This window comes from Pseudomonas sp. ANT_J28 (assembly GCF_008370005.1).
Taxonomy (GTDB): domain Bacteria; phylum Pseudomonadota; class Gammaproteobacteria; order Pseudomonadales; family Pseudomonadaceae; genus Aquipseudomonas; species Aquipseudomonas frigoris.
Genome location: NZ_VOBM01000024.1, coordinates 1 through 21,910 on the forward strand (window position 1 = coordinate 1; position 21,910 = coordinate 21,910).

21 protein-coding genes and 1 pseudogene are annotated in these 21,910 nt (G+C 60.9%); 13 read left to right on the plus strand and 9 right to left on the minus strand.

Going from position 1 to position 21,910, the window contains the following annotated elements; translation table 11 throughout:
* Window positions 1-186: 186 nt before the first annotated feature.
* The 6 genes from FQ187_RS17670 to FQ187_RS17695 form a co-directional block, all read right to left on the minus strand.
* Window positions 187-849 (minus strand): response regulator transcription factor, encoded by a 663-nt coding sequence (locus FQ187_RS17670; RefSeq protein WP_008149733.1) that lies wholly within the window; start codon window positions 847-849, stop codon window positions 187-189.
* Window positions 850-905: 56 nt separating this feature from the next.
* Entirely contained in the window at window positions 906-1,463 is a 558-nt protein-coding gene (locus tag FQ187_RS17675; RefSeq protein WP_149630463.1) for a PQQ-dependent catabolism-associated CXXCW motif protein, read from the minus strand.
* A gap of 224 nt (window positions 1,464-1,687) precedes the next feature.
* Complete coding sequence (locus FQ187_RS17680) at window positions 1,688-2,479, minus strand: ABC transporter permease (protein ID WP_149630464.1); 792 nt, start codon at window positions 2,477-2,479, stop codon at window positions 1,688-1,690.
* Window positions 2,476-3,207 carry an ABC transporter ATP-binding protein gene (locus tag FQ187_RS17685; RefSeq protein ID WP_149630465.1) on the minus strand — a complete coding sequence of 244 codons (732 nt, stop codon included), beginning with the start codon at window positions 3,205-3,207 and terminating at the stop codon, window positions 2,476-2,478. The genes FQ187_RS17680 and FQ187_RS17685 overlap by 4 nt, the downstream gene beginning before the upstream one ends.
* Window positions 3,204-4,163 carry a YVTN family beta-propeller repeat protein gene (locus FQ187_RS17690; RefSeq protein WP_149630466.1) on the minus strand — a complete coding sequence of 320 codons (960 nt, stop codon included), beginning with the start codon at window positions 4,161-4,163 and terminating at the stop codon, window positions 3,204-3,206. The genes FQ187_RS17685 and FQ187_RS17690 overlap by 4 nt, the downstream gene beginning before the upstream one ends.
* A 40-nt stretch (window positions 4,164-4,203) precedes the next feature.
* On the minus strand, window positions 4,204-5,388 hold the full coding sequence (locus tag FQ187_RS17695) for an ABC transporter substrate-binding protein (protein WP_149630467.1): 1,185 nt from the start codon (window positions 5,386-5,388) through the stop codon (window positions 4,204-4,206).
* A 252-nt stretch (window positions 5,389-5,640) separates the two neighbouring features.
* Between FQ187_RS17695 and pedF the strand changes: the two genes are divergently transcribed.
* The 13 genes from pedF to FQ187_RS17765 all read left to right on the plus strand — a co-directional run bounded on the left by pedF (window position 5,641) and on the right by FQ187_RS17765 (window position 19,069).
* Window positions 5,641-6,102, plus strand: coding sequence for a cytochrome c-550 PedF (gene pedF, locus FQ187_RS17700; RefSeq protein ID WP_149630468.1), 462 nt, complete (start codon window positions 5,641-5,643; stop codon window positions 6,100-6,102).
* A 3-nt stretch (window positions 6,103-6,105) separates the two neighbouring features.
* Window positions 6,106-6,981 (plus strand): ABC transporter substrate-binding protein, encoded by an 876-nt coding sequence (locus FQ187_RS17705; protein ID WP_149630469.1) that lies wholly within the window; start codon window positions 6,106-6,108, stop codon window positions 6,979-6,981.
* Complete coding sequence (locus FQ187_RS17710) at window positions 6,981-7,742, plus strand: quinoprotein dehydrogenase-associated SoxYZ-like carrier (protein ID WP_149630470.1); 762 nt, start codon at window positions 6,981-6,983, stop codon at window positions 7,740-7,742. The genes FQ187_RS17705 and FQ187_RS17710 overlap by 1 nt, the downstream gene beginning before the upstream one ends.
* 16 nt (window positions 7,743-7,758) lie before the next feature.
* On the plus strand, window positions 7,759-8,697 hold the full coding sequence (locus FQ187_RS17715) for a quinoprotein relay system zinc metallohydrolase 1 (protein ID WP_149630471.1): 939 nt from the start codon (window positions 7,759-7,761) through the stop codon (window positions 8,695-8,697).
* A 274-nt stretch (window positions 8,698-8,971) separates the two neighbouring features.
* Window positions 8,972-10,747, plus strand: coding sequence for a PQQ-dependent methanol/ethanol family dehydrogenase (locus FQ187_RS17720; protein ID WP_149630472.1), 1,776 nt, complete (start codon window positions 8,972-8,974; stop codon window positions 10,745-10,747).
* A 248-nt stretch (window positions 10,748-10,995) separates the two neighbouring features.
* Window positions 10,996-12,516 (plus strand): aldehyde dehydrogenase family protein, encoded by a 1,521-nt coding sequence (locus FQ187_RS17730; protein WP_129444854.1) that lies wholly within the window; start codon window positions 10,996-10,998, stop codon window positions 12,514-12,516.
* Between the two features lie 259 nt (window positions 12,517-12,775).
* Window positions 12,776-12,847, plus strand: a complete 72-nt coding sequence (gene pqqA / locus FQ187_RS17735; RefSeq protein ID WP_003253598.1) for a pyrroloquinoline quinone precursor peptide PqqA — start codon at window positions 12,776-12,778, stop codon at window positions 12,845-12,847.
* A gap of 55 nt (window positions 12,848-12,902) precedes the next feature.
* Window positions 12,903-13,817, plus strand: coding sequence for a pyrroloquinoline quinone biosynthesis protein PqqB (gene pqqB / locus FQ187_RS17740; protein ID WP_149630473.1), 915 nt, complete (start codon window positions 12,903-12,905; stop codon window positions 13,815-13,817).
* A 145-nt stretch (window positions 13,818-13,962) separates the two neighbouring features.
* Window positions 13,963-14,715, plus strand: a complete 753-nt coding sequence (gene pqqC, locus FQ187_RS17745; protein ID WP_149630474.1) for a pyrroloquinoline-quinone synthase PqqC — start codon at window positions 13,963-13,965, stop codon at window positions 14,713-14,715.
* The gene (gene pqqD, locus FQ187_RS17750; protein WP_046048900.1) at window positions 14,712-14,984 is read left to right on the plus strand and encodes a pyrroloquinoline quinone biosynthesis peptide chaperone PqqD; all 273 of its coding nucleotides are present in this window, start codon (window positions 14,712-14,714) and stop codon (window positions 14,982-14,984) included. Before pqqC ends, pqqD begins: the two co-directional genes overlap by 4 nt.
* A complete protein-coding gene (gene pqqE / locus FQ187_RS17755) occupies window positions 14,962-16,104 on the plus strand; it encodes a pyrroloquinoline quinone biosynthesis protein PqqE (RefSeq protein ID WP_149630475.1) in 1,143 nt (380 codons plus the stop codon). Before pqqD ends, pqqE begins: the two co-directional genes overlap by 23 nt.
* 90 nt (window positions 16,105-16,194) lie before the next feature.
* The gene (ercA, locus tag FQ187_RS17760; protein ID WP_149630476.1) at window positions 16,195-17,358 is read left to right on the plus strand and encodes an alcohol dehydrogenase-like regulatory protein ErcA; all 1,164 of its coding nucleotides are present in this window, start codon (window positions 16,195-16,197) and stop codon (window positions 17,356-17,358) included.
* Window positions 17,342-19,069 (plus strand): NahK/ErcS family hybrid sensor histidine kinase/response regulator, encoded by a 1,728-nt coding sequence (locus tag FQ187_RS17765; RefSeq protein WP_149630477.1) that lies wholly within the window; start codon window positions 17,342-17,344, stop codon window positions 19,067-19,069. Before ercA ends, FQ187_RS17765 begins: the two co-directional genes overlap by 17 nt.
* Here the strand turns inward: FQ187_RS17765 and FQ187_RS17770 are convergent.
* The 3 genes and pseudogenes from FQ187_RS17770 to FQ187_RS17780 all read right to left on the minus strand — a co-directional run bounded on the left by FQ187_RS17770 (window position 19,054) and on the right by FQ187_RS17780 (window position 21,872).
* A pseudogene (locus FQ187_RS17770) lies at window positions 19,054-19,930 on the minus strand (aldose 1-epimerase). The gene FQ187_RS17765 and the pseudogene FQ187_RS17770 overlap by 16 nt on opposite strands.
* A gap of 133 nt (window positions 19,931-20,063) precedes the next feature.
* On the minus strand, window positions 20,064-21,344 hold the full coding sequence (locus FQ187_RS17775; RefSeq protein ID WP_149630478.1) for a TRAP transporter large permease: 1,281 nt from the start codon (window positions 21,342-21,344) through the stop codon (window positions 20,064-20,066).
* Window positions 21,345-21,872: a TRAP transporter small permease gene (locus FQ187_RS17780; RefSeq protein WP_149630479.1), complete on the minus strand. Its 528-nt coding sequence runs from the start codon at window positions 21,870-21,872 to the stop codon at window positions 21,345-21,347.
* Between the last annotated feature and the right edge of the window lie 38 nt (window positions 21,873-21,910).

Here is a 21,910-nt window from a genome sequence, read left to right on the forward strand (position 1 = left end):
GGTGTGTTTTCCCAGGTCGATGGCGGCAATAGCTACTTTGTTCATGGCAACGGTCTCCGGTGAGCCCCCTGTGAAAGCTTAGTGGGCGATCACAGGGGGCGGCGGGGGTAGCCATTTCATTATTTGACCGAGTCGACTCAGATCCAATGTGGGAGCGGGCTTGCTCGCGAAGGGGGCGACTCGGTCTCAACGCCGTAAGTAAGACCCGAAATCAATATCCCCGGCACTCAAAATCGCCTGCACCCGGTTGTGCACATTGAGTTTGCGCAGGATTGCCGAGACGTGGGCCTTGACCGTGGTTTCGGCGATTTCCAGGGTGTAGGCGATCTGTTTGTTCGACTCGCCCTTGGTCATGCGTTCGAGCACCAGCAACTGCTTGCGGGTCAAGGCCTGGAGCAGTTCCGGCGGGAAGCTCGGGGCATCGTTCATGCGCCTTGTACCGCATTTTTGCGTGCGGATGATGTCCGGCGGCAAGTAGACATTGCCGTTGAGGATCTGCTGGATGGCTTCGGTCATCTGCACCCGTGGCGAGGATTTGGTGATGAAACCCACCGCGCCATAAGTGATGGCTTGCAGCACGACTTGTTTGTCCTGTTCGGCCGAGACGATCACCACCGGAATGGTCGGCGCCTCGTTGCGCAGGTTGATCAGGCCATTGAGGCCGTGCATGCCGGGCATGTTCAGGTCGAGCAGGATCAGGTCCAGATCATCGTGTTCCTGCGTCAGCACCAATGCGCTGTCCAGGTCGGCGGTTTCCATCACCTCGCTGCCTGGAAAACCATCGCTGATGACGTTATGAATGGCTTCGCGAAACAGCGGGTGATCGTCGGCAATCAGAATTTTGTACATAGCCTTTCACCTCATTATTTTGATTAGGGTGTGGCAACAACACGCACACGTAACGGTCAGGGGAAGGGCTCGGGCTGGGCGGGCGTTACGGGCAGGTTGGCGGCCTGCCAGGCGTCCAGGCCGTCGCGATACCAATACAGCGTCTTATAGCCCATGGCGGCGGCGCGCTTCACCGCGTTCCAGCTCAGCCAACAGTCGGCGCGGCAGTAGAAGACCAGCGGTTGCGCGAGATCACCTGCGGTCAATGTGTTCAGCTTACGCGCAAAATAGTCCTGCCAGTCGGGCGTCAGGTCGCCGTCGCCGGTATTGGCCAGCCAATGGCTACCAGGGAGGTTTTCGTGGGGCTGATCCTCGATGAAACGTCCTTGCAACCACTGACGGCGGTAGACGTCGATCAGCACCGGACGCGGTGTCTGGGTCAGCAGGGTTTGCAGGGCCGCGGTGTCGATGATGCTGGCACCCTGGACTTGAGTCGGGGTCGGACTGCGGTACAGACCGATGCGATAGCCGTCGGCGGAAAACAGCGGTGTTTCGGCCTGCGCAGCGCCCAGTAACAGGCTCAGCGACAGCGCAGCGAGAGAAGGGCGCAGCAGACGACGTCGGTCACGCGGCATGGGGTTCAATCCTTATAGTTATGAACCTATTACATGCCAGTCTCGGTGCGATTGGAATGCGACGATAGACAGGAAAACCAGTACTAAAGTAGTAATTTCACCTGATCGCTGGTTGCTTTATGTGGGAGCGGGCTTGCTCGCGAAGGCGGTGTGTCAGTCAACGTAAATGTTGAATGTGAAGCCGCATTCGCGAGCAAGCCCGCTCCCACATTGGATCTGTGTTGTCAGTTGGTTTTGCGCAGGGCGGCGTGTTGCGGGTTGAAGGTGAGCACGGCGAGTAGAGCGAACACCAGCGTCAGCCCCGCGCACACCGCCAGCGCCAACGAATTGAAGCGTTCATACAAGGCAAACCGCACCAGTTCCACCGCATGGGTGAACGGGTTCAATGCGCACAACCAGTACAGCCACTCGCTGGACTCGCGCATTTTCCACAGCGGATACAGCGCCGAGGACAGGAAAAACAGCGGGAAGATCACGAAATTCATCACTCCGGCAAAGTTCTCCAGCTGACGGATGGCGTTGGACAGCAACAAGCCCAGTGCGCTGAGCATCAACGCCACCAGCAGCAACGCAGGCAAGGCGATCAACAGCCCCATGGCCGGTGGCTGCACGCCGTACACCCAGGCAATCGCCAGAAAGGCGTAGACCTGCAGCAGCGAGATCAGCGAGGTGGCCAACAGTTTGCTGCACAGCAGGAAAGTCCGGGGCAGGGGGCTGGTCAGCAGCACGCGCATGCTGCCCATTTCCCGGTCGTAGACCATCGACAGCGAACCTTGCATGCCGTTGAACAGCAGGATCATGCAGGCCAGCCCGGGGATGATGTACACCTCATACGGAATGTAGGTGTCGTAGGGCTCGATGATCGCGATCCCGAGTGCCGCGCGAAAACCGGCGGCGAACACCAGCAGCCACAACAACGGCCGCACCAGCGCACTGAGAAACCGCGTGCGTTGCAACACAAAGCGCAGCCATTCACGCAGCACGATGCCGCTGAAACATTGCCAGTAGGCATTCATTGGGCGGCTCCTGAGGTCGTCAGTCGAGTGAAGGCCGAACCAAGGTCACCACCGTGCTCCAGGCTCAAGGCGTCGGCTTGTCCGCTGGCGACCAGCCGGCCCTGATGAAGGATCAACAAGTCGTCGCTGGGCTGCACTTCATCCAGCAAATGGGTGGTCCAGAGCACGCTGATGTTCTGCTCGCGGCACAGGCTGCGGATGTGTTGATTGAGCGCCAGCCGACTGGCCGGGTCGAGGCCGACGCTGGCCTCATCGAGCAGCAGCAGACGCGGTTCATGCAACAAGGCGCGGGCGATTTCCACCCGGCGACGGTGGCCGCCATTGAGTTCGCGGACCCGTTCGCGACGGCGTTCGGTCAAGGCCTGGCGGGACAGTTCGGCGTCGACCCGCAGGCCGGTCTGACGCCGCGACATCCCATGCAACGCGGCGTGATATCGCAAGTTCTGCTCGACGCTGAGGTCCAGGTCCAGGGTGCTTTGCTGAAACACCACACCCAGTTGCTTGAGTGCCGGACGCGCCGTGTTACGCAGCGAACAACCGCCGACGCGGATGTCACCGCGCTGCAAATCATAGAGCCGGGTGAGCAGGGCAATCAGCGTCGATTTCCCCGCGCCGTTCGGCCCGAGTAGCGCCGCGAAACGCCCGGGTGCCAGGCTGAAACTCACCTGGCGCAATGCCTCTTTCGCGCCATAGGCGAAACTCAGCTCGCTGACTTCCAGTGCGTTCATGGGGTCACCACCACGCCCCACGGATAGCGCCCGACCTTGATCGATTGGGTGACCTTGAGGCTGTCGACATCGATCACCGACACATCGCCGCTGACACCATTGGTGGCCAGCAATTGTTTTTGATCCGGGGTAAACGACATCTGCCAGACACGCCGGCCGACCAGCAGGTAATCAAGGATTTCGAAGGTCTTGGCGTCAATCACCGCCACATGATTGGCCGGGCCCAGGGCGACGAAACCGTACTTGCCATCAGCGCTGAGCTTGATCCCCACCGGTTGAACCTTATCCGGGTGCACGCCCTTGATCTGGAAGGTCAGGGTCTTGAGGGTTTTGCGGGTGGCGACGTCGAGAATGGTCACCGTGCCGCCGATTTCCGCCGAAGCCCAGAGCTTCGAGCCATCGGGTGTGAACTCGACGAAGCGCGGGCGCTGATCCACCAGGGTGCTGTCGGCCAGGGTCTGGGTGCTGGTGTCGATCCAGTGCAGCATGTTCGTGGTTTCGCTGGTGTTCACCGCCCACTTGCCGTCGGGGCTGACGGCCATGCCTTCGGGTTCGACGCCGACGTTGATCTGGCTCAGCACCTTGGAGGTTTCGGTGTCGATCACCGTCACCAGCGCATCGTCTTCGTTGGAAACGTACAGCCAGCGATTGTTGGGGTGCAGGGCGAACTGCTCAGGGTCTTTGCCCGAGGGCAGCTCTTTGATGATTTTGCGCGTGGCCACGTCCATCACCTGGACCCGGTCCGAGTCACTGGCGCAGATGTACAGCAGCTTATTGTCGTGGGACAGCAGCAGACCGCGCGGGCGCTGGCCGACGGGCAGGGTGTCGGTGACTTGCAGGGTCTGCAGGTCAATCAGGCTGAGGCTGTTGTCCTTTTCGTTGGAGACCCAGGCAATGCTGGCCGCGGCCTGCCCGGCGGCGAGCATCAGGGCGCAAGAGAGCAGGGTGCGGCGCATGGCGGATTCCTTCTTGTTGTCGTTCTTGTGGAAAATTGGATTAGGGAAAGCGACAGGTCACTTCGGGTTTGTCGTAGCCCAGGCTGTCCATTTCGTTGAACGGGTGCAGGAAGCCGTCTTGTGGCGAAGTGCTGACCAACGCTCGGGGCTGCACGATGGGAATGGGTTGGCGCAACTGGCCGTTCCACGGCCGATAGCTGAGCTTGCGACCCTTGAAACCGTCCAGCGGCAATTGATCGCTGATCTCAAGCGTACGGATCGCCATCGGATCGACCTGACGCAGTTTGCTCACCGCGCTGGCGATGCTGCGCACGGCGATCCAGGCCGCGAAATCGCGGTCATTCATCCAGCGCCCGGTCAGGGCTTCGAAACGTTTCTGCAACTGGGCGGCGCCGTAGGTTTCCACGGTTTTGTGCCAGCCCACCGGGGTCAGACCCTGAGTGCCAGCGACCGGCCGTGGGTACCAGGTCTGATAGGGCACGTATTCGCCGAAATCACCGCGTTCATCCGCCACCAGCACCACGTCGTATTCTGCGGTCTGGGTGAACAGCGGCATGTCGGCCTGGGCGCTGCGGCGCTGATCGTTGTCGAAACTCCAGGCTTTTTCCGCGACCAGTTTCAGCCCGAAGTGTTTGGCGGCGCGGCGCAGGGCGGCGGCATAGGCTTGATCGTCCGGGGTCGGGCCGACGATCAGCAGCGCCCGTTGCCATTTGCGCACCACCAGAAATTGCGCCAGCGCATCGGCGAGCATCGCCCGACTCGGCAGGCTGTGCAGCACGTTCGGCAGGCAGTCGGTGGTGCGCAGGCTGTCGTCGGGGCTGCCAGCGTTGAACAGCAAGCTGTCGGGCAGCACGGCGCTGAGTTGGCGCAAGCTCGCGGCCGGTGCGTTGACGACAAACAGGCGCAGACCTTGTTCATGTTGAGCCTTGGCTGCTTCGACCAGGGCATCGGGATTGTCGACGTTGGCGCTGATCAGGCTGTAGCTCTGGTTGAGAAAACGCCCGGTGCTGTTGCTATCAGTGATCGCCAGTTCGGCGCCACGCAACCCGGCATCGACCGGCTCGGGAATGACATTCGACAGCAACGGGCCCGGGTCGGGGCGATAGCCCAGATAGCCGATTTGCACCTGCAACGGCGCGTCGGCGGCCTGGCTCTGGGTCACCAGCCCGGCGGCGCAGGCAATCGCCAACAGGTAGATCAGGGCGTAAGGGGCAAGCTGGCGCATAGGGCACTCCATTACAGGTAGCGCCAGCATAGGAACGCTGTGAGGCAGAAGGAAATATGCAGAAAGTACCAGTGAGCCAGTACCAAGGTAGTAAAGGCGCCGGAAGCGTACCCGGGTGCGCGCGACAGGCCCTACTACCAAGGAACTAGGCGGCGACCACCAAAGCAGCATGGGGCTTGCGCGAAGCCCTTCCTAAGATGGGTGCCATAGCCTCTTCAAAGAGGTTTTGCGTGCAATCAAGAGGGCATAACAATGACAACAAAACGCAGCGCCTTACTCGTTGCCGGACTGCTGGCCGGGTTTATCAGCGCAGGTTCCGTCTGGGCCCACGGCAACGTGGTGCCGCAAGCGGTGGAAACCCCGGGCCTGACCCCGATCAAAGACGCCGGCGTATCGGTCGATGCCGATGGTTGGGCATCGGTGAACCCTTACCGCGCCTCGCCGGAGCATGATAAGGCCCTGGAACTCGGCTCCTCGGCGTACAACCAGAACTGTGCGGCCTGTCATGGGCTGGAAGCCAAATCCGGCGGCATCGCCCCCGATTTGCGCATGCTCGATGTCGCTGATGCCGGTGATGAATGGTTCGTCCAACGCGTGCGCCATGGCGCCGTGCGTGACGGCCGGGTCTACATGCCGAAGATGGCCGACTACCTGAGCCAGGAAGCCTTGTGGGCGGTGCGCACCTATCTGGACAGCGTTCACGTCGAGGAGTAACCCATGCGCCTGCTCGCTGTGTTGATCAGCGCTGTGTTGCTGTGCTGCCAGGCCGTGCAGGCGCAGGTCCGTACCTATGACGAAATGATCGCCGCCGGGGAGCTGAAAGTGGCGGTCTACAAGGACTTCGCCCCCTACAGTTTTGAAGACGCCGGCGAGGCCCGTGGCGTTGACGTCGAACTCGCCGAGGCCTTGGCCAAGGCCCTCGGCGTGCGCCTCACGTTGATTTGGGCGCCGGCCGGCGAGAAGCTCGATGACGACCTGCGCGATTACATCTGGCGTACCAGTCAGTTGCACGATCTGCAACTGGCTGACCTGATGATGCGCGTGCCGTACGACCGCGATTACGCGCAGAAGCGCAATGAACTGGGTGAGCTGGAAAACGGCCATGTGGTGATGTTCGGGCCGTACCAGAACGAACAATGGCAGGTCGCCTATGACCGCCGTCGGCTGGAGTCGGTGGGCAGCGTCGCGGTGTTCGAGCACCACCCGATCGGCGTCGAAGTCGACAGCGTGCCGTCGTTCTACCTGACCTCGGTGTTCAGCGGCATGCTCGCCGCCAAAACGCATCACTATCCCGGTGTACCTCAAGCGTTCGCGGCCATGAAGGCCGGTGAAGTCGACGCGGTCATGGCGATGCGTGGCGAGATCGACTGGCAAGTGCATGAAGCGGCGGACCCGCAAGTGGCGCTGGCGGAAAACGCCTACCCGAACATGGGCAAGCAGCTTTGGGAGATCGGCATGGCGGTGCATGAAAGCAACCGTCAACTGGCCTATGCCGTGGAAGAGGCACTGGAAACCTTGATCCGCGAGGGCGCTGTCAAAACCATTTATGGCCATTACGGCCTGCGCTATGACGTGCCCGAGATGTATCAATAGTGAACTGGCGAGCGGGTTGTGTGTTGGCCTGTTGGTTACCCATCGCCGCGCACGCCGTGGACATCGACCCGGGCAAAGACCCGGTGCCGTCGGTGATGTGGGCCTTCTATCACAAGCAAATGCTCGGCGATGCGCCGTTCGTGTTCGACCAGCGGGTCAAGCTGCTGGCGCCGCCGTTCGCCGAAGATGCCCGGCAAGTGCCGCTGGAAATCGATGCGCGAGCGTTCAAGGGCGAAGTGGTGAAAATCCTCGCTTGGGCTGAACTCAACCCTTTGCCGAAAATTGTCGATTTTCAGCCGCTGGGCCGCGTGCTGCCCTGGCTGTCGATCCGTATTCGTATCGAGCAAGCCACGCCATTGCGCGCGGCGGTACTGACCCGCGACGGCCTCTGGCATGTCGGCTCGACCCTGATCGATGCAGCGGGCGGCGGATGCACGGCGCCGAGTGTGGTGCGCACTCAGCCGGGCTGGGAGGACCACATCGGCGAAGTGCTGGGCGGTCGTTATCCCCGTGGCGAATTCAGCCGTGTGCGCTTGCAGGTGGCGCACCCGATGGACAACGGCATGGTCAGCGGCATCCCGGAATTCTTCATCAACCATGCCGAACTGCGGGATCAGCACGATCAACTGCTGGCCCGTCTGGAGCTGTTTCCCGCCGTCAGCGAAAACCCCAACCTGACCTTCGATATCGAAGGGGCAGGGCAGACGCGCCTGTTGCTGCGCGACAACAGCGGCAACCAATTCGATGCGGCCATACCCTGACCCAAAGGAGCGCATGATGCGCTGGATGCTGCTGTTGTTCATCGGTTTGAGCCTGCCGGCCCTGGCGGATCTTGAATACATACTCAAACCCCGGCAGATCGCCGAAGACACCTGGCTGCTGGAAGGCAGTACGGACAATTTTGCCAAGGCCAACGGCGGCAACATCGTCAATACCGCGTTCATCGTCACCGAGCACGGTGTGGTGGTGATCGACACCGGGCCGTCGAAACGCTACGGCGAAGCCATGCGCAAGGCGATTGCCTCGATCACCGACAAACCGGTGATCGAGGTGCTGCTGACCCATCATCATCCTGATCATGTGCTCGGCAACCAGGCCTTCACTGACGTGCCGATCGGCGCGTTGGCTGGCACCACCGAGCTGTTGCATCAGCAGGGCGATGCCATGGCCGAGAACATGTACCGACTGGTGGGCGACTGGATGCGCGGCACCGAAGTGGTGTTGCCGACCCGGACGCTGACGCCCGGCGTGCAAAGTTTTGGGGATCACGATCTGCGTCTGCTGGGCCTGGGTGGGCACACGGGCGCGGATCTGGCTATTCTCGACCAGAAAACCGGCGTGCTGTTTGCCGGGGATCTGGTGTTTTACCAACGGGCGCTGACCACGCCCAACAGTCCGGGGCTGGCGGTGTGGCTGGCGGACATCGCCACCCTTCAAGGCTTGCCGTGGACGTTGATCGTCCCCGGCCATGGACCGGTGGCCAGTGATCGACAGCCGTTCGAGCAAATGCGTGACTATCTCAGCTGGCTCGACCAGTTGATGCGCGATGGCGCCGCCAATGGCAGTGATATGGCCGAGATGATCCGCAGCCCCATTCCCGAACGGTTTGCCGGGATCACTCTGAGCCGTTACGAGCTGATCCGCAGCGTCAGCCATTTGTACCCGCGTTACGAGCGCGGCCAAATGACCCGAGTCGATTCCGCCGCAGGAAAGTGACACGCAGAGAACCCATGTGGGAGCGGGCTTGCTCGCGAAGGCGGCGTGTCAGGCAACATCAATGTCAACTGACACACCGCCTTCGCGAGCAAGCCCGCTCCCACATGGGGTCAGTGTCGATCATGAAATTCGGTGTTCATCTCCTCCGACCCGGTACTAAGGAACTAGCAATCTCAGCACTGCGGGCAATTGTTCCAAGGGCGGCGGCGCCCAAGAATCTGCACCAGACCGGGAAAATTTCCCGGGTATAACAAAAACTGCAGAGGTAGCCGTCATGACCCAACCCGCACGTCGCCAACCCTTCGTCTTGAGCGTGCTGCTCAGTGCCATGCTGTTATCCGGCACCGCGCTGGCCGGCGTCACCGATCAAGACATCCTCCAGGATCCCAAGAACCCGGAGCAGATCGTCACCAACGGTCTGGGCGTCCAGGGTCAACGCTACAGCCCGCTGGACACGCTCAACGTCAACAACGTGAAGGACTTGCGGCCGGTCTGGGCGTTCTCCTTCGGCGGTGAAAAACAACGCGGTCAGCAAGCACAGCCGATGATCAAGGACGGCGTGATGTACATGACCGGTTCCTACTCGCGGGTGTTTGCGGTGGATGCGCGCACCGGCAAGAAGCTCTGGCAATACGATGCGCGCCTGCCCGATGACATCCGTCCTTGCTGCGACGTGATCAACCGTGGTGTCGCGCTGTACGGCGACCTGGTGATTTTCGGCACCCTCGACGCCAAGCTCGTGGCGCTGAACAAAGACACCGGAAAGGTCGTCTGGAGCAAGAAAGTCGCCGACCACAAGGAAGGCTATTCGATCAGCGCCGCGCCGTTGGTGATCAACGGCAAACTGATCACCGGTGTCGCCGGTGGCGAGTTCGGGGTGGTCGGCAAGATCGAAGCCTATGATCCGAAAAACGGCGACCTGCTGTGGACCCGGCCCACCGTCGAAGGCCACATGGGTTATGTCTACAAGGACGGCAAAGCGGTGGAGAACGGCATCTCCGGCGGTGAAGCGGGCAAGACCTGGCCCGGCGATCTCTGGAAAACCGGTGGCGCGGCGCCTTGGCTTGGCGGCTACTACGACCCTGAAACCAATCTGCTGCTGTTCGGCACCGGCAACCCGGCGCCGTGGAACTCGCACCTGCGTCCTGGCGACAACCTCTACTCGTCGTCGCGACTGGCGCTCAACCCGGACGACGGCACCATCAAGTGGCACTTCCAGAGCACGCCTCACGATGGCTGGGACTATGACGGTGTGAACGAGCTGGTCTCGTTCAACTACACCGAAGGCGGCAAAGAGATTAAAGCTGCCGCGACCGCTGACCGTAACGGTTTCTTCTATGTGCTGGACCGCACCAACGGCAAATTCATTCGCGGCTTCCCGTTCGTGGACAAAATCACCTGGGCCACCGGCCTGGATAAAGAGGGCCGGCCGATCTACAACGAAGCCAGCCGTCCAGGCGCACCGGGCACGGAAGCCAAAGGCAGTTCGGTATTCGTAGCACCAGCGTTCCTCGGCGCGAAAAACTGGATGCCGATGGCCTACAACAAGGACACCGGGCTGTTCTACGTGCCGTCCAACGAATGGGGCATGGACATCTGGAACGAAGGCATCGCCTACAAGAAAGGCGCGGCGTTCCTCGGTGCCGGTTTCACCATCAAGCCATTGAATGAAGACTACATCGGCGTACTGCGCGCCATTGACCCGAAAACCGGCAAGGAAGTCTGGCGCCACAAGAACTACGCGCCGCTGTGGGGCGGAGTGCTGACCACCAAAGGCAACCTGGTGTTCACCGGCACGCCGGAAGGTTTCCTGCAGGCGTTCAATGCCAAGACCGGCGAGAAAGTCTGGGAATTCCAGACCGGCTCCGGCGTACTCGGCTCGCCTGTGACCTGGGAAATGGACGGCGAACAGTACGTCTCGGTGCTGTCCGGTTGGGGCGGTGCTGTTCCTCTGTGGGGCGGCGAAGTGGCCAAGCGCATCAAGGACTTCAACCAGGGCGGCATGCTTTGGACGTTCAAGTTGCCGAAAGACCTGGTCGCCAAACATTAACTCTGAACCCACCGCATAACCCCTGTGGGAGCGGGCTTGCTCGCGAAGGCGGCGTCACATTCAACACATGAGTTGACTGACAGTTCGCTTTCGCGAGCAAGCCCGCTCCCACATTTGATGTGCGCGAATCTACTACCAAATAACGAGAGTCCTCCTGCCAACGGCGCATTCGTCTGACGCGTGGGGCTCTCTACTATCGGTTCATCGCTTGTTTGCCCGACAGGCATCGACCCAGACAGAGGCCCACCATGATCTACGCACAACCTGGTACACCTGGCGCCGTCGTTACGTTTAAACCGCGCTACGGCAATTTCATCGGCGGCGAGTTCGTCGCCCCGGTCAATGGTGAGTACTTCACCAACTCTTCGCCGGTCACCGGTGAAGTGATCGCCGAATTCCCTCGCTCTAGCGCCGCCGACATCGAAAAAGCCCTCGACGCAGCGCATGCCGCGGCTGATGCCTGGGGCAAAACCTCGGCGCAGGACCGCTCCCTGGTGCTGCTGAAAATCGCAGACCGCATTGAGCAGAACCTGGAAATCCTCGCCGTCACCGAAACCTGGGACAACGGCAAAGCTGTGCGCGAAACCCTGAATGCCGACGTGCCGCTGGCCGCCGACCATTTCCGTTACTTCGCCGGTTGCATCCGCGCTCAAGAGGGCGGTGCCGCCGAGATCAATGAGCTGACCACCGCCTACCACTTCCACGAGCCGCTGGGCGTGGTCGGACAGATCATTCCGTGGAACTTCCCGCTGCTGATGGCCGCCTGGAAGCTCGCACCGGCTCTGGCCGCCGGTAACTGCGTGGTACTCAAACCTGCCGAGCAGACGCCGCTGTCAATCATGGTCTTCGCCGAGTTGATCGCCGATTTGTTGCCGGCCGGTGTGCTGAACATCGTTCAGGGCTTCGGTCGCGAAGCGGGTGAGGCGCTGGCGACCAGCAAGCGTATCGCCAAGATCGCCTTCACCGGTTCCACCCCGATTGGCGCGCACATCATGAAATGCGCGGCCGAGAACATCATTCCGAGCACTGTCGAACTGGGCGGCAAGTCGCCGAACATCTTCTTCGAAGACATCATGCAAGCCGAGCCGCAGTTCATCGAGAAGGCCGCCGAAGGCCTGGTGCTGGCGTTCTTCAACCAGGGCGAAGTCTGCACCTGTCCATCGCGAGCGCTGGTGCAGGAGTCGATCTACGACGACTTCATGAAAGTGGTGATGAAGAAGATCGTCAAGATCAAACGCGGCAACCCGCTGGACACCGAAACCATGGTCGGCGCCCAGGCGTCCGAGCAGCAATACGACAAGATTCTCTCGTACCTGAAAATCGCTCAGGAGGAGGGCGCTGAGCTGCTCACTGGCGGCGCGGCCGAGCGTCTTGAGGGCGATTTGTCGACGGGTTATTACATCCAGCCGACCCTGCTCAAGGGCCACAACAAAATGCGCGTGTTCCAGGAAGAAATCTTCGGCCCGGTGGTAGGTATCACCACCTTCAAGGACGAAGCCGAAGCCCTGGCGATTGCCAACGACAGCGAGTTCGGCCTCGGCGCCGGTCTGTGGACCCGCGACATCAACCGCGCCTACCGCATGGGCCGGGCGATCAAGGCCGGGCGTGTCTGGACCAACTGCTATCACCTGTACCCGGCCCACGCCGCGTTCGGTGGCTACAAGAAGTCCGGTGTCGGCCGTGAAAACCACAAGATGATGCTCGACCATTATCAGCAGACCAAAAACCTGCTGGTGAGCTACGACATCAATCCGATGGGGTTCTTCTAACCTGGCAGGCACCACACAACCCCCCCTGTGGGAGCGGGCTTGCTCGCGAAGGCGGCGGCACATCCAATATTGATGTGACTGACAGACCGCTTTCGCGAGCAAGCCCGCTCCCACATTGGCCTAGTGAGAGTTTGAAAACCGCGCAACACCCCCTACCAATGCACGCCGCCAACTCGTTCGAAAGTAGCATTCGGGTGCCTGGCCCCCCGTGCATTAATGGCTTTACCGGAATCGTCCGGCATAAGAAGAGGATTGACCCATGTGGACTAAACCCGCGTTTACCGACCTGCGCATTGGCTTCGAAGTGACGATGTATTTCGCCAACCGCTGATTGTTCACCCGGCCAGCTGTTGCGTTGGCCGGGCCTGCCTTCTGGAGCATTGCCCATGCACATTCGCGTTCTCGGATCCGCCGCTGGCGGTGGTTTTCCGCAATGGAATTGCAACTGCCGCCAGTGCGCCGCGATGCGCAATGGCAGCCTGCGGGCCCAACGGCGTACCCAGTCCTCGATTGCCCTGAGCGACAACGGTGTTGATTGGGTGCTGTGCAATGCTTCACCGGACATTCGTGCGCAACTCGAGAGTTTCGCGCCGCTGCAACCGGCGCGCCGGGTGCGTGATACCGCGATCGCTGGCATCGTCCTGCTGGACAGCCAGATCGACCACTGCACCGGCCTGTTGAGCCTGCGCGAAGGTTGCCCGCATCAGGTCTGGTGCACCGAACGCGTCCATGAAGACCTGAGCAGCGGCTTCCCGTTGTTCACCATGCTCAAACACTGGAACGGCGGGTTGCAGTGGCAACCGGTCGGGCTCGACCGCGAGCCGTTCAGCATCACCGCTTGCGCACACCTGCGATTTCGCGCGATCCCCTTGGTCAGCAACGCACCGCCGTATTCGCCCAATCGCGGCAATCCGCAGCCGGGCGACACCATCGGCTTGTTTATCGAAGACCGGCGCAGCGGTGCTTCGCTGTTCTACGCGCCGGGCCTGGGACAGGTCGACGATGAGGTTTTGAGCTGGATGCAACGCGCCGATTGCCTGTTGCTGGACGGCACCTTGTGGCGCGACGACGAGATGCGAGTCTGCGAAGTCGGCCAGAACCTGGGCAGTGAAATGGGTCACCTCTCGCAAAGCGGCCCTGGCGGCATGCTCGAAATCCTTGAAGGCTTCACCCGCCAGCGCAAGGTGCTGATCCACATCAACAACACCAACCCGATCCTCAATGAAGACTCGGCCGAGCGGGCCCTGCTGGAGCGGCGCGGGATTGAAGTGGCGTTTGACGGCATGAGTATTGAGTTGTAGCGGAGGGCCCCTTCGCGAGCAAGCCCGCTCCCACAGGGGATCTCCACTGGACACAAAATGTGTGAACAACAGAGAACCAATGTGGGAGCGGGCTTGCTCGCGAAGAGGCCAGAACAGACACCGCAGTGCTTCCAGGAGAACCGCAATGAACGACACACTGATGTCCCCCGCCGAATTCGAAGCGGCCCTGCGCGCCAAAGGCGCCTATTACCACATCCACCATCCATTCCACCAAGCCATGTACGCCGGCCGATCAACCCGCGAGCAGATTCAGGGCTGGGTCGCCAATCGCTTCTATTACCAGGTCAACATCCCCCTGAAGGACGCGGCGATTCTCGCCAACTGCCCGGACCGCGACGTGCGCCGGGAATGGCTGCAACGAATCCTCGATCACGACGGCGTGCCCGGCAGCGAAGGCGGGATCGAAGCCTGGCTGCGGCTGGGCGAAGCGGTGGGGCTGGATCGCGAGCAAATCCTTTCACAGGAATTGGTGCTGCCCGGTGTCCGTTTCGCCGTGGACGCCTACGTCAATTTCGCCCGTCGTGCCTGTTGGCAGGAAGCCGCCAGCAGTTCGCTGACCGAGCTATTTGCGCCACAGATCCACCAATCCCGACTCGATGCCTGGCCAACCCATTACCCTTGGATCGACGTCGGCGGTTACGACTATTTCCGTAATCGCCTGAGTCAGGCGCGACGGGATGTCGAGCATGGTTTGCGCATCACCCTCGCGCATTACGTCACGGTCGAAGGCCAGCAACGCATGCTGGAAATCCTGCAATTCAAGCTCGACGTGCTGTGGAGCATGCTCGACGCCATGAGCATGGCCTACGAGCTGGAGCGCCCGCCGTATCACACCGTCACCACCGAGAACGTCTGGCACCGGGGGATTGCCCTGTGAGCCTGATCAACCGCGAGCAATCACCGTCGCTGCGTCAGGGTTTTCGCCTGCAATGGGAACCTCGTCAGGACTGTCACGTGCTGCTGTACCCCGAAGGCATGATCAAACTCAACACCAGTGCCGGGCAGATCCTCGATCTGGTGGACGGCCAGCGCAGCGTTGCGGCGATCATTGATCGACTGTCTGAGAGTTTCCCCGGTGTACCGGGGATCGACGAAGATGTGCTGGCGTTTCTGGAGGTGGCCCATGCTCAATTCTGGATCGAGTGACTCGCGTCCGGGCCCGCCGTTGTGGCTGTTGGCGGAGCTGACCTACCGTTGCCCGCTGCAATGCCCGTATTGCTCCAACCCGCTGGACTTCGCCCAGCAGGGTGAGGAATTGAGCACCGAAGAGTGGATCCGGGTGTTCCGCGAGGCCCGGGAGATGGGCGCCGCGCAACTGGGCTTTTCCGGCGGTGAGCCGTTGGTAAGACAGGACCTGGCCGAACTGATCAAGGCCGCCCGGGACATGGGTTACTACACCAACCTGATCACCTCGGGCATCGGTCTGACCGAGCAGAAAGTGCGCGATTTCAAGGTCGCGGGGCTGGACCACATTCAGATCAGCTTCCAGGCCGCCGACGAAGCGGTGAACAACATGCTCGCCGGTTCGCGCAAGGCCTTCGCCCAGAAACTGGCCATGGCCCGCGCAGTAAAGGCCCAGGGCTACCCGATGGTGCTGAACTTCGTCACCCATCGGCACAACATCGACCACATCGCACAGATCATCGACTTGTGCCTGGAGCTGGAAGCGGATTTCGTCGAATTGGCGACGTGCCAGTTCTACGGCTGGGCCGAGCTCAACCGTGTCGGCCTGTTACCCACGCGCGAACAATTGCAGCGTGCCGAGCGCATCACCCACTCATATCGCGAGCGTCTTGAAGCGCAGGGCCACCCGTGCAAGCTGATCTTCGTCACCCCGGATTACTACGAAGAGCGTCCCAAGACCTGCATGAACGGCTGGGCCAATCTGTTTCTCGACATCACCCCGGACGGCACCGCGTTGCCTTGCCACAGTGCCAGACAATTGCCTGTGCAGTTTCCCAACGTGCGCGAGCACAGCATCGAGCACATCTGGACGGATTCTTTCGGTTTCAATCGCTTTCGCGGTGATGACTGGATGAAGGAGCCGTGCCGCACCTGCGATGAAAAGCACAAGGACCTGGGCGGCTGCCGCTGCCAGGCATTCATGCTGACCGGTGACGCGGCCAATGCGGACCCGGTGTGCAGCAAGTCACCGCACCACGGCTTGATCCTCAAGGCTCGCGAGGAAGCCGACGCACCGGGGCTGGGCATGGAACACCTGACGTTGCGTAACGAGAAGGCTTCGCGACTGATCTACCGAGGGTGAGCCCGGGGCTACCCATTGGTCTGATTGCATTCACAGCCGGATGCTTTAGTGTGGACATTACCTTCCAAAACAATAAAAACAGGCTTTCCAATGAGCCAGAGTCTCAGCCAGCTGCGTAAATTCGTTTCGCCTGAAATCATCTTTGGTGCCGGCTGCCGGCACAACGTCGGCAATTGCGCCAAAACCTTTGGCGCCCGCAAGGTGCTGCTGGTCAGCGATCCCGGTGTGATTGCGGCCGGTTGGGTCGCTGATGTCGAGGCCAGCCTGCAAGCCCAAGGTATCGAGTATTTCTTGTATAGCGCGGTCTCGCCCAATCCTCGGGTCGAAGAAGTGATGCTCGGCGCCGATTTGTACCGGGAAAATCATTGCGATGTGATCGTGGCCGTCGGTGGCGGCAGCCCGATGGATTGCGGCAAAGGCATCGGCATTGTCGTCGCCCATGGACGCAGCATCCTCGAATTCGAAGGCGTGGACACCATCCGTGTCCCCAGCCCGCCGCTGATACTGATTCCGACCACCGCCGGGACGTCGGCCGATGTCTCGCAATTCGTGATCATCTCCAACCAGCAAGAACGCATGAAGTTCTCCATCGTCAGTAAGGCGGTGGTCCCGGACGTGTCGCTGATCGACCCGGAAACCACGTTGAGCATGGACCCGTTCCTGTCGGCCTGTACCGGCATCGATGCGTTGGTGCATGCCATCGAAGCGTTTGTGTCCACTGGCCACGGGCCGTTGACCGATCCCCATGCGCTGGAGGCGATGCGCCTGATCAACGGTAACCTGGTGCAGATGATCGCCAACCCGAACGACATCGCCTTGCGCGAGAAAATCATGCTCGGCAGCATGCAGGCCGGGCTGGCGTTCTCCAACGCGATCCTCGGCGCGGTGCACGCCATGTCCCACAGCCTCGGTGGCTTTCTCGACTTGCCTCATGGGCTGTGCAACGCGGTGTTGGTGGAACACGTGGTGGCGTTCAACTACAACTCGGCACCGGAACGCTTCAAGGTGATCGCCGAGACCTTTGGCATCGATTGCCGTGGCTTGAATCACCGGCAGATTTGCGGGCGTCTGGTCGAACATCTGATCGCTCTGAAACATGCGATCGGCTTCCACGAAACCCTGGGATTGCACGGGGTCAGCACCGCGGACATCCCGTTCCTGTCGCAACACGCCATGCACGACCCGTGCATCTTGACCAACCCGCGCGAGTCCAGTCAGCGTGATGTCGAGGTCGTCTATGGCGAAGCCCTCTGACGAACAGCAACGGGCGCTGGCGGGGTTACTGGGATTAGGCAGTCACTCGGCGCGCAAGAGTCATTACCCGGAACTGGCCGCGCGCCTCGACGAGCTGGAAGCCGAGCGCAATCGCTATAAATGGCTGTTCGAAAACGCGGTCCACGGGATCTTCCAGGCAAGCCTCCTGGAAGGCATGCGTGCCGCCAACCCGGCACTGGCGCGGATGCTCGGTTATCAGGACCCTCAGGAGGTGCTGTTTTCGCTGGCGGATCTGGCGAGCAACCTGTTTGTCGGCGGCGCTCAAGAACTGGAAAACATCGGTGAAATGCTCAAGCGCGAGCGCAGCCTGCTCGGTTACGAAACCCAATTGCGGCGCAAGGATGGCAGCAGCCTCGACGTGCTGATGAACCTGTTGCTCAAGCCCGATCAGGAAGGGCTGGTGGAAGGCTTTGTCGCCGACATCACCGAACGCAAACTCGCCCAGCAGCGCCTGCAGCAACTCAACGACGAACTGGAACAGCGCGTCACCGCGCGCACCGACGAGTTGCTGGAAGCCAACCGCAACCTGCAACAGCAGATCACCCAGCGTAAGCAGATCGCCCAGGACTTGCGCGATGCCCGGGACGCCGCCGAGGACGCCAATCGCAGCAAGGACAAATACCTCGCCGCCGCCAGTCATGACCTGCTGCAACCGCTCAATGCCGCGCGTTTGCTGATCTCGACACTGCGCGAACGCAAGCTACCCGACGTCGAACAGGTGCTAGTTGAGCGGACTCACCAGGCGCTGGAAGGGGCGGAAGATTTGCTCACCGATTTGCTGGATATTTCCCGGCTCGATCAGGCAGCGGTGAAACCGGATATTGCGCTGTACCGTCTCGACGAATTGCTCGCGCCATTGGTGTCGGAGTTCCAGTCAGTGGCCGAAGCCGCAGGGTTGAACCTGCGGGTGCACATGGGCGATTACGCCATCAGCACTGACTTGCGCCTGATGACGCGGATTCTGCGCAACTTCCTCAGCAACGCCTGCCGCTACACCGACGAGGGCAGCATCCTGCTGGGTGCCAGACGCCGGGGTGAAATGCTGCGCCTGGAAGTCTGGGACACCGGGCGCGGGATCGCGGCGGACCGACTGGATTCGATCTTCCTCGAGTTCAACCAACTGGACGTCGGACGCGCCGCCGACCGCAAGGGTGTGGGCCTGGGGCTGGCCATCGTTGAACGGATTGCCAAGATCCTCGGCTATAAAGTCGGGGTTCATTCGTTGCCGGGGCGCGGTTCGATGTTCAGCATCGACGTGCCGATTTCCCATGAAATTCCGCTGCCGATCAGTCTGGCGGCACCACAACCAGGCAACGGCAATCCATTGCCGGGCCGACGTTTGCTGGTGCTGGACAACGAAGTGAGCATCCTCGAAAGCATGAGCGCGCTGCTTGGGCAGTGGGGCTGCGAGGTGGTCACGGCCACTGATGAATTTTCCGCACTGGCAGCCTTGGAGGGGCGGCCGCCGGAACTGATTCTGGCGGACTACCACCTCGATCACGGGGTGGTGGGTTGTGATGTGGTCAGGCATTTGCGTGAGCATTACCGCCAGGTGATTCCGGCGGTCATCATCACCGCAGACCGCACGGACCAGTGTCGGCGCTCATTGCAGAGACTCGATGCACCGCTGCTGAACAAACCGGTGAAACCCGGCAAGTTGCGTGCGGTGCTGAGTCAGTTGCTGGGGTAGCGATAGTGCAGGCTGAAACCGAGCTCGGCTGACTCGCCTTGCTCCAGCAATCGCAACCCCGGTCGACCGGGCAGGTGATGCGCGTTGACCGGGTGGCTCACCGGTTCGATACAGAAAAAATCCAGGCCCACCGGGCAGTAGAGCAGGAAGTAATCGCTGCCGGTGGCGCGGCATTCCAACTCATAGCCCAGCGCTGGCTGGCGGATCAGGCAGTGGCCGTCCCATTCGCAGAAACCGTTGTCGACACAATGTGTCGGGCAGCGCCTTGAGCGACTGGAAATCCCATTCGGCCGGCAACGCGCTGAGGTGTGTCGGCAGTTTCGTCCCGTCACACAACCAGACGTGCCGGGCTTGCGCCTGCAACTGGGTGCCCGTGGTACGCGGAAAGTAAGGATGCAAGCCGAGCCCATGCCAGGCAGCGCGTTCCGCCAGATGGGTGACCTTAAGGTCAATGCTCAACTTGCCGTCGCTCAGGTGGAATCGTTGCCGGGCGCGGTAAGCGAAGGGCGTGGTGCTGTCGAGTTGCAGGATGACTTCATCGCGTGTCTGCGAAACCACCTGCCACGGCTGTTGCCAGGCGCTGCCGTGAATCGGCAGGGGATCGGTGAGGCTGTTGGGTGTCAGGGCCAGCCATCCCTCGGGGCAGTCGAAACCCCCTTCGGCAATGCGATTTGACCACGGAGCCAAGGGAAAACAGCCGAGCTTGCCGGGCAGGCCGGTGTTCAGCGCGTGAGCGTCACTGTGGCGCAACAGCGGCAGCCCCGTGCCGCGCACGCTCCAGTTGACGATGCTGCCACCGAGTTGCGGGGCGAGGGTGAGGTGGGTGAATTCGTCTTCGAGTTCGAGGAGTGTGGGTGTCATGTTGATCCGCAATATCGATGAATAAGGGGGATGCCCTATGTAGGAGCACGGCTTGCTGGCGAAGGCGTCGGTCAGTACGCCTTCGCCGGCAAGCCTGGCTCCTACAGGTTATGCGTTATCGTTCCGGCTGTTGTCACAACACCAAATGCGGCAACCACAGCGACAGTGCTGGAATGTAGGTCACACCCAACAGCACCAGGAACAACACCGCGTAAAACGGCAGCAAGGCTTTCACGGTTTTCTCGATACTGACTTTGCCCACGGCAGACCCCACAAAAAGTACCGCGCCCACCGGCGGCGTGATTAATCCGATCCCCAGGTTCACCAGCATGATCATGCCGAACTGCACCGGGTCCACGCCGATGCCCAGGATCACCGGCATCAGGATCGGCGTCAGGATCAGGATCAACGGCGCCATGTCCATCACGGTGCCAAGCAACAGCAGCATGACGTTGATGCACATCAGGATCACGTAACGGTTGTCTGACAGGGTCAGGAACATCGTGGTGATTTTCGCCGGGATCTGCATCAGCGTCATGATGTAGCCGAAGCTCGCGGCGAAACCGATCAGGATCATTACGATCGAAATCGTCCGCACGGTACGGTGCATCAGTTTCGGCAACTCGCTCCACTTGTAGTCACGGTAGATGAACATGGTCACGAAGAACGACCAGAGCACCGCAATCGCCGCCGATTCAGTGGCGGTGAATATACCCGAGAGAATCCCGCCCAGAATGATGACCATCGCCATCAGGCCCCACATCGCTTCACCGGCGATTTTTAGCGCCTCGCGCAGCGGAATGACTTTGCCCTTGGGGTAGTTGCGCTTTTTCGCGAATATCAGGCACAGCACCATCAGGCACGCGCTCATCAACAGGCCCGGCACGATGCCGGCCATGAACAGCGAGGCAATCGACACCGTACCGCCTGCGGCCAACGAGTAGAGCACCGAGTTGTGGCTTGGCGGGGTCAGCAGGGCTTGCACCGAGCCGCTGACGGTCACGGCGGTGGCGAATTCCCGTGGATAGCCACGGCGTTCCATTTCCGGAATCAACACTGAACCCACCGAGGCGGTGTCCGCCACCGAGGAGCCAGAGATTGCGCCGAAAAACGTCGAAGCCATGATGTTGACCAGCGACAAGCCGCCGCGCACGAAGCCGACGAGCACACCGGCAAACGCCACCAACCGGCGAGACATGCCCCCCTCGGCCATGATTGCGCCCGCCAATACGAAGAACGGAATCGCCAGGAGGGAAAATTTGTTCACGCCGCCCGCGACCTGAATCATCAGCGCCTGGAACGGAATATCGATCCACCACGCACCGATCAGGGCGGAGAGACCCAGTGCATAAGCGACCGGCATGCCGACCAGAATCAAGGCGATAAAGCTGCCCAGCAGAATCAGAGCGTCCATTTAGGCGGCACCTTCACTTTCTTCAACCAGGTCGAAACGCACGACCCGACGGTTGCTCTGGTCACCGAGCAAGAGTTTTTCCAGCACAAAAATCAGCGTCAGTACGCCGCCAATCGGAATCGGCATGTACGTGATGCCAACGCGCAATGTCGGCAGGGCGCTCATGAACTGGTTCCAGGTGGACATGCACAGCTTGGTGCCCCAGATCGCCATGAACAGGCAAATGGTCGCCATCAACAATTGGGAAACAATACTCATGGCCTGGCGTACTTCAGGCGGCATACGGTCGGTGAGCATGGCCACTGCCATGTGCGCGCCGGCGCGATAACTGGCGGCCGCGCCAATGAAGGTGAAAACCATCATCAGCAAAATTGCTGTGGGCTCCGGCCAGCTTGAGCCGGTACCGAGGACATAACGGGCGAAAACGCCCCAGGGAATGATGAGTGCAATTGCCAGAACGGAGAGCCCGGCGACCCAGATACAGGCCATGTAGAGTTTGTCGTTGATGCGCAGCAGTGAATTCTTCATCGGGTTTCACCGTAACCGGGCGCGCGCTGACATACACC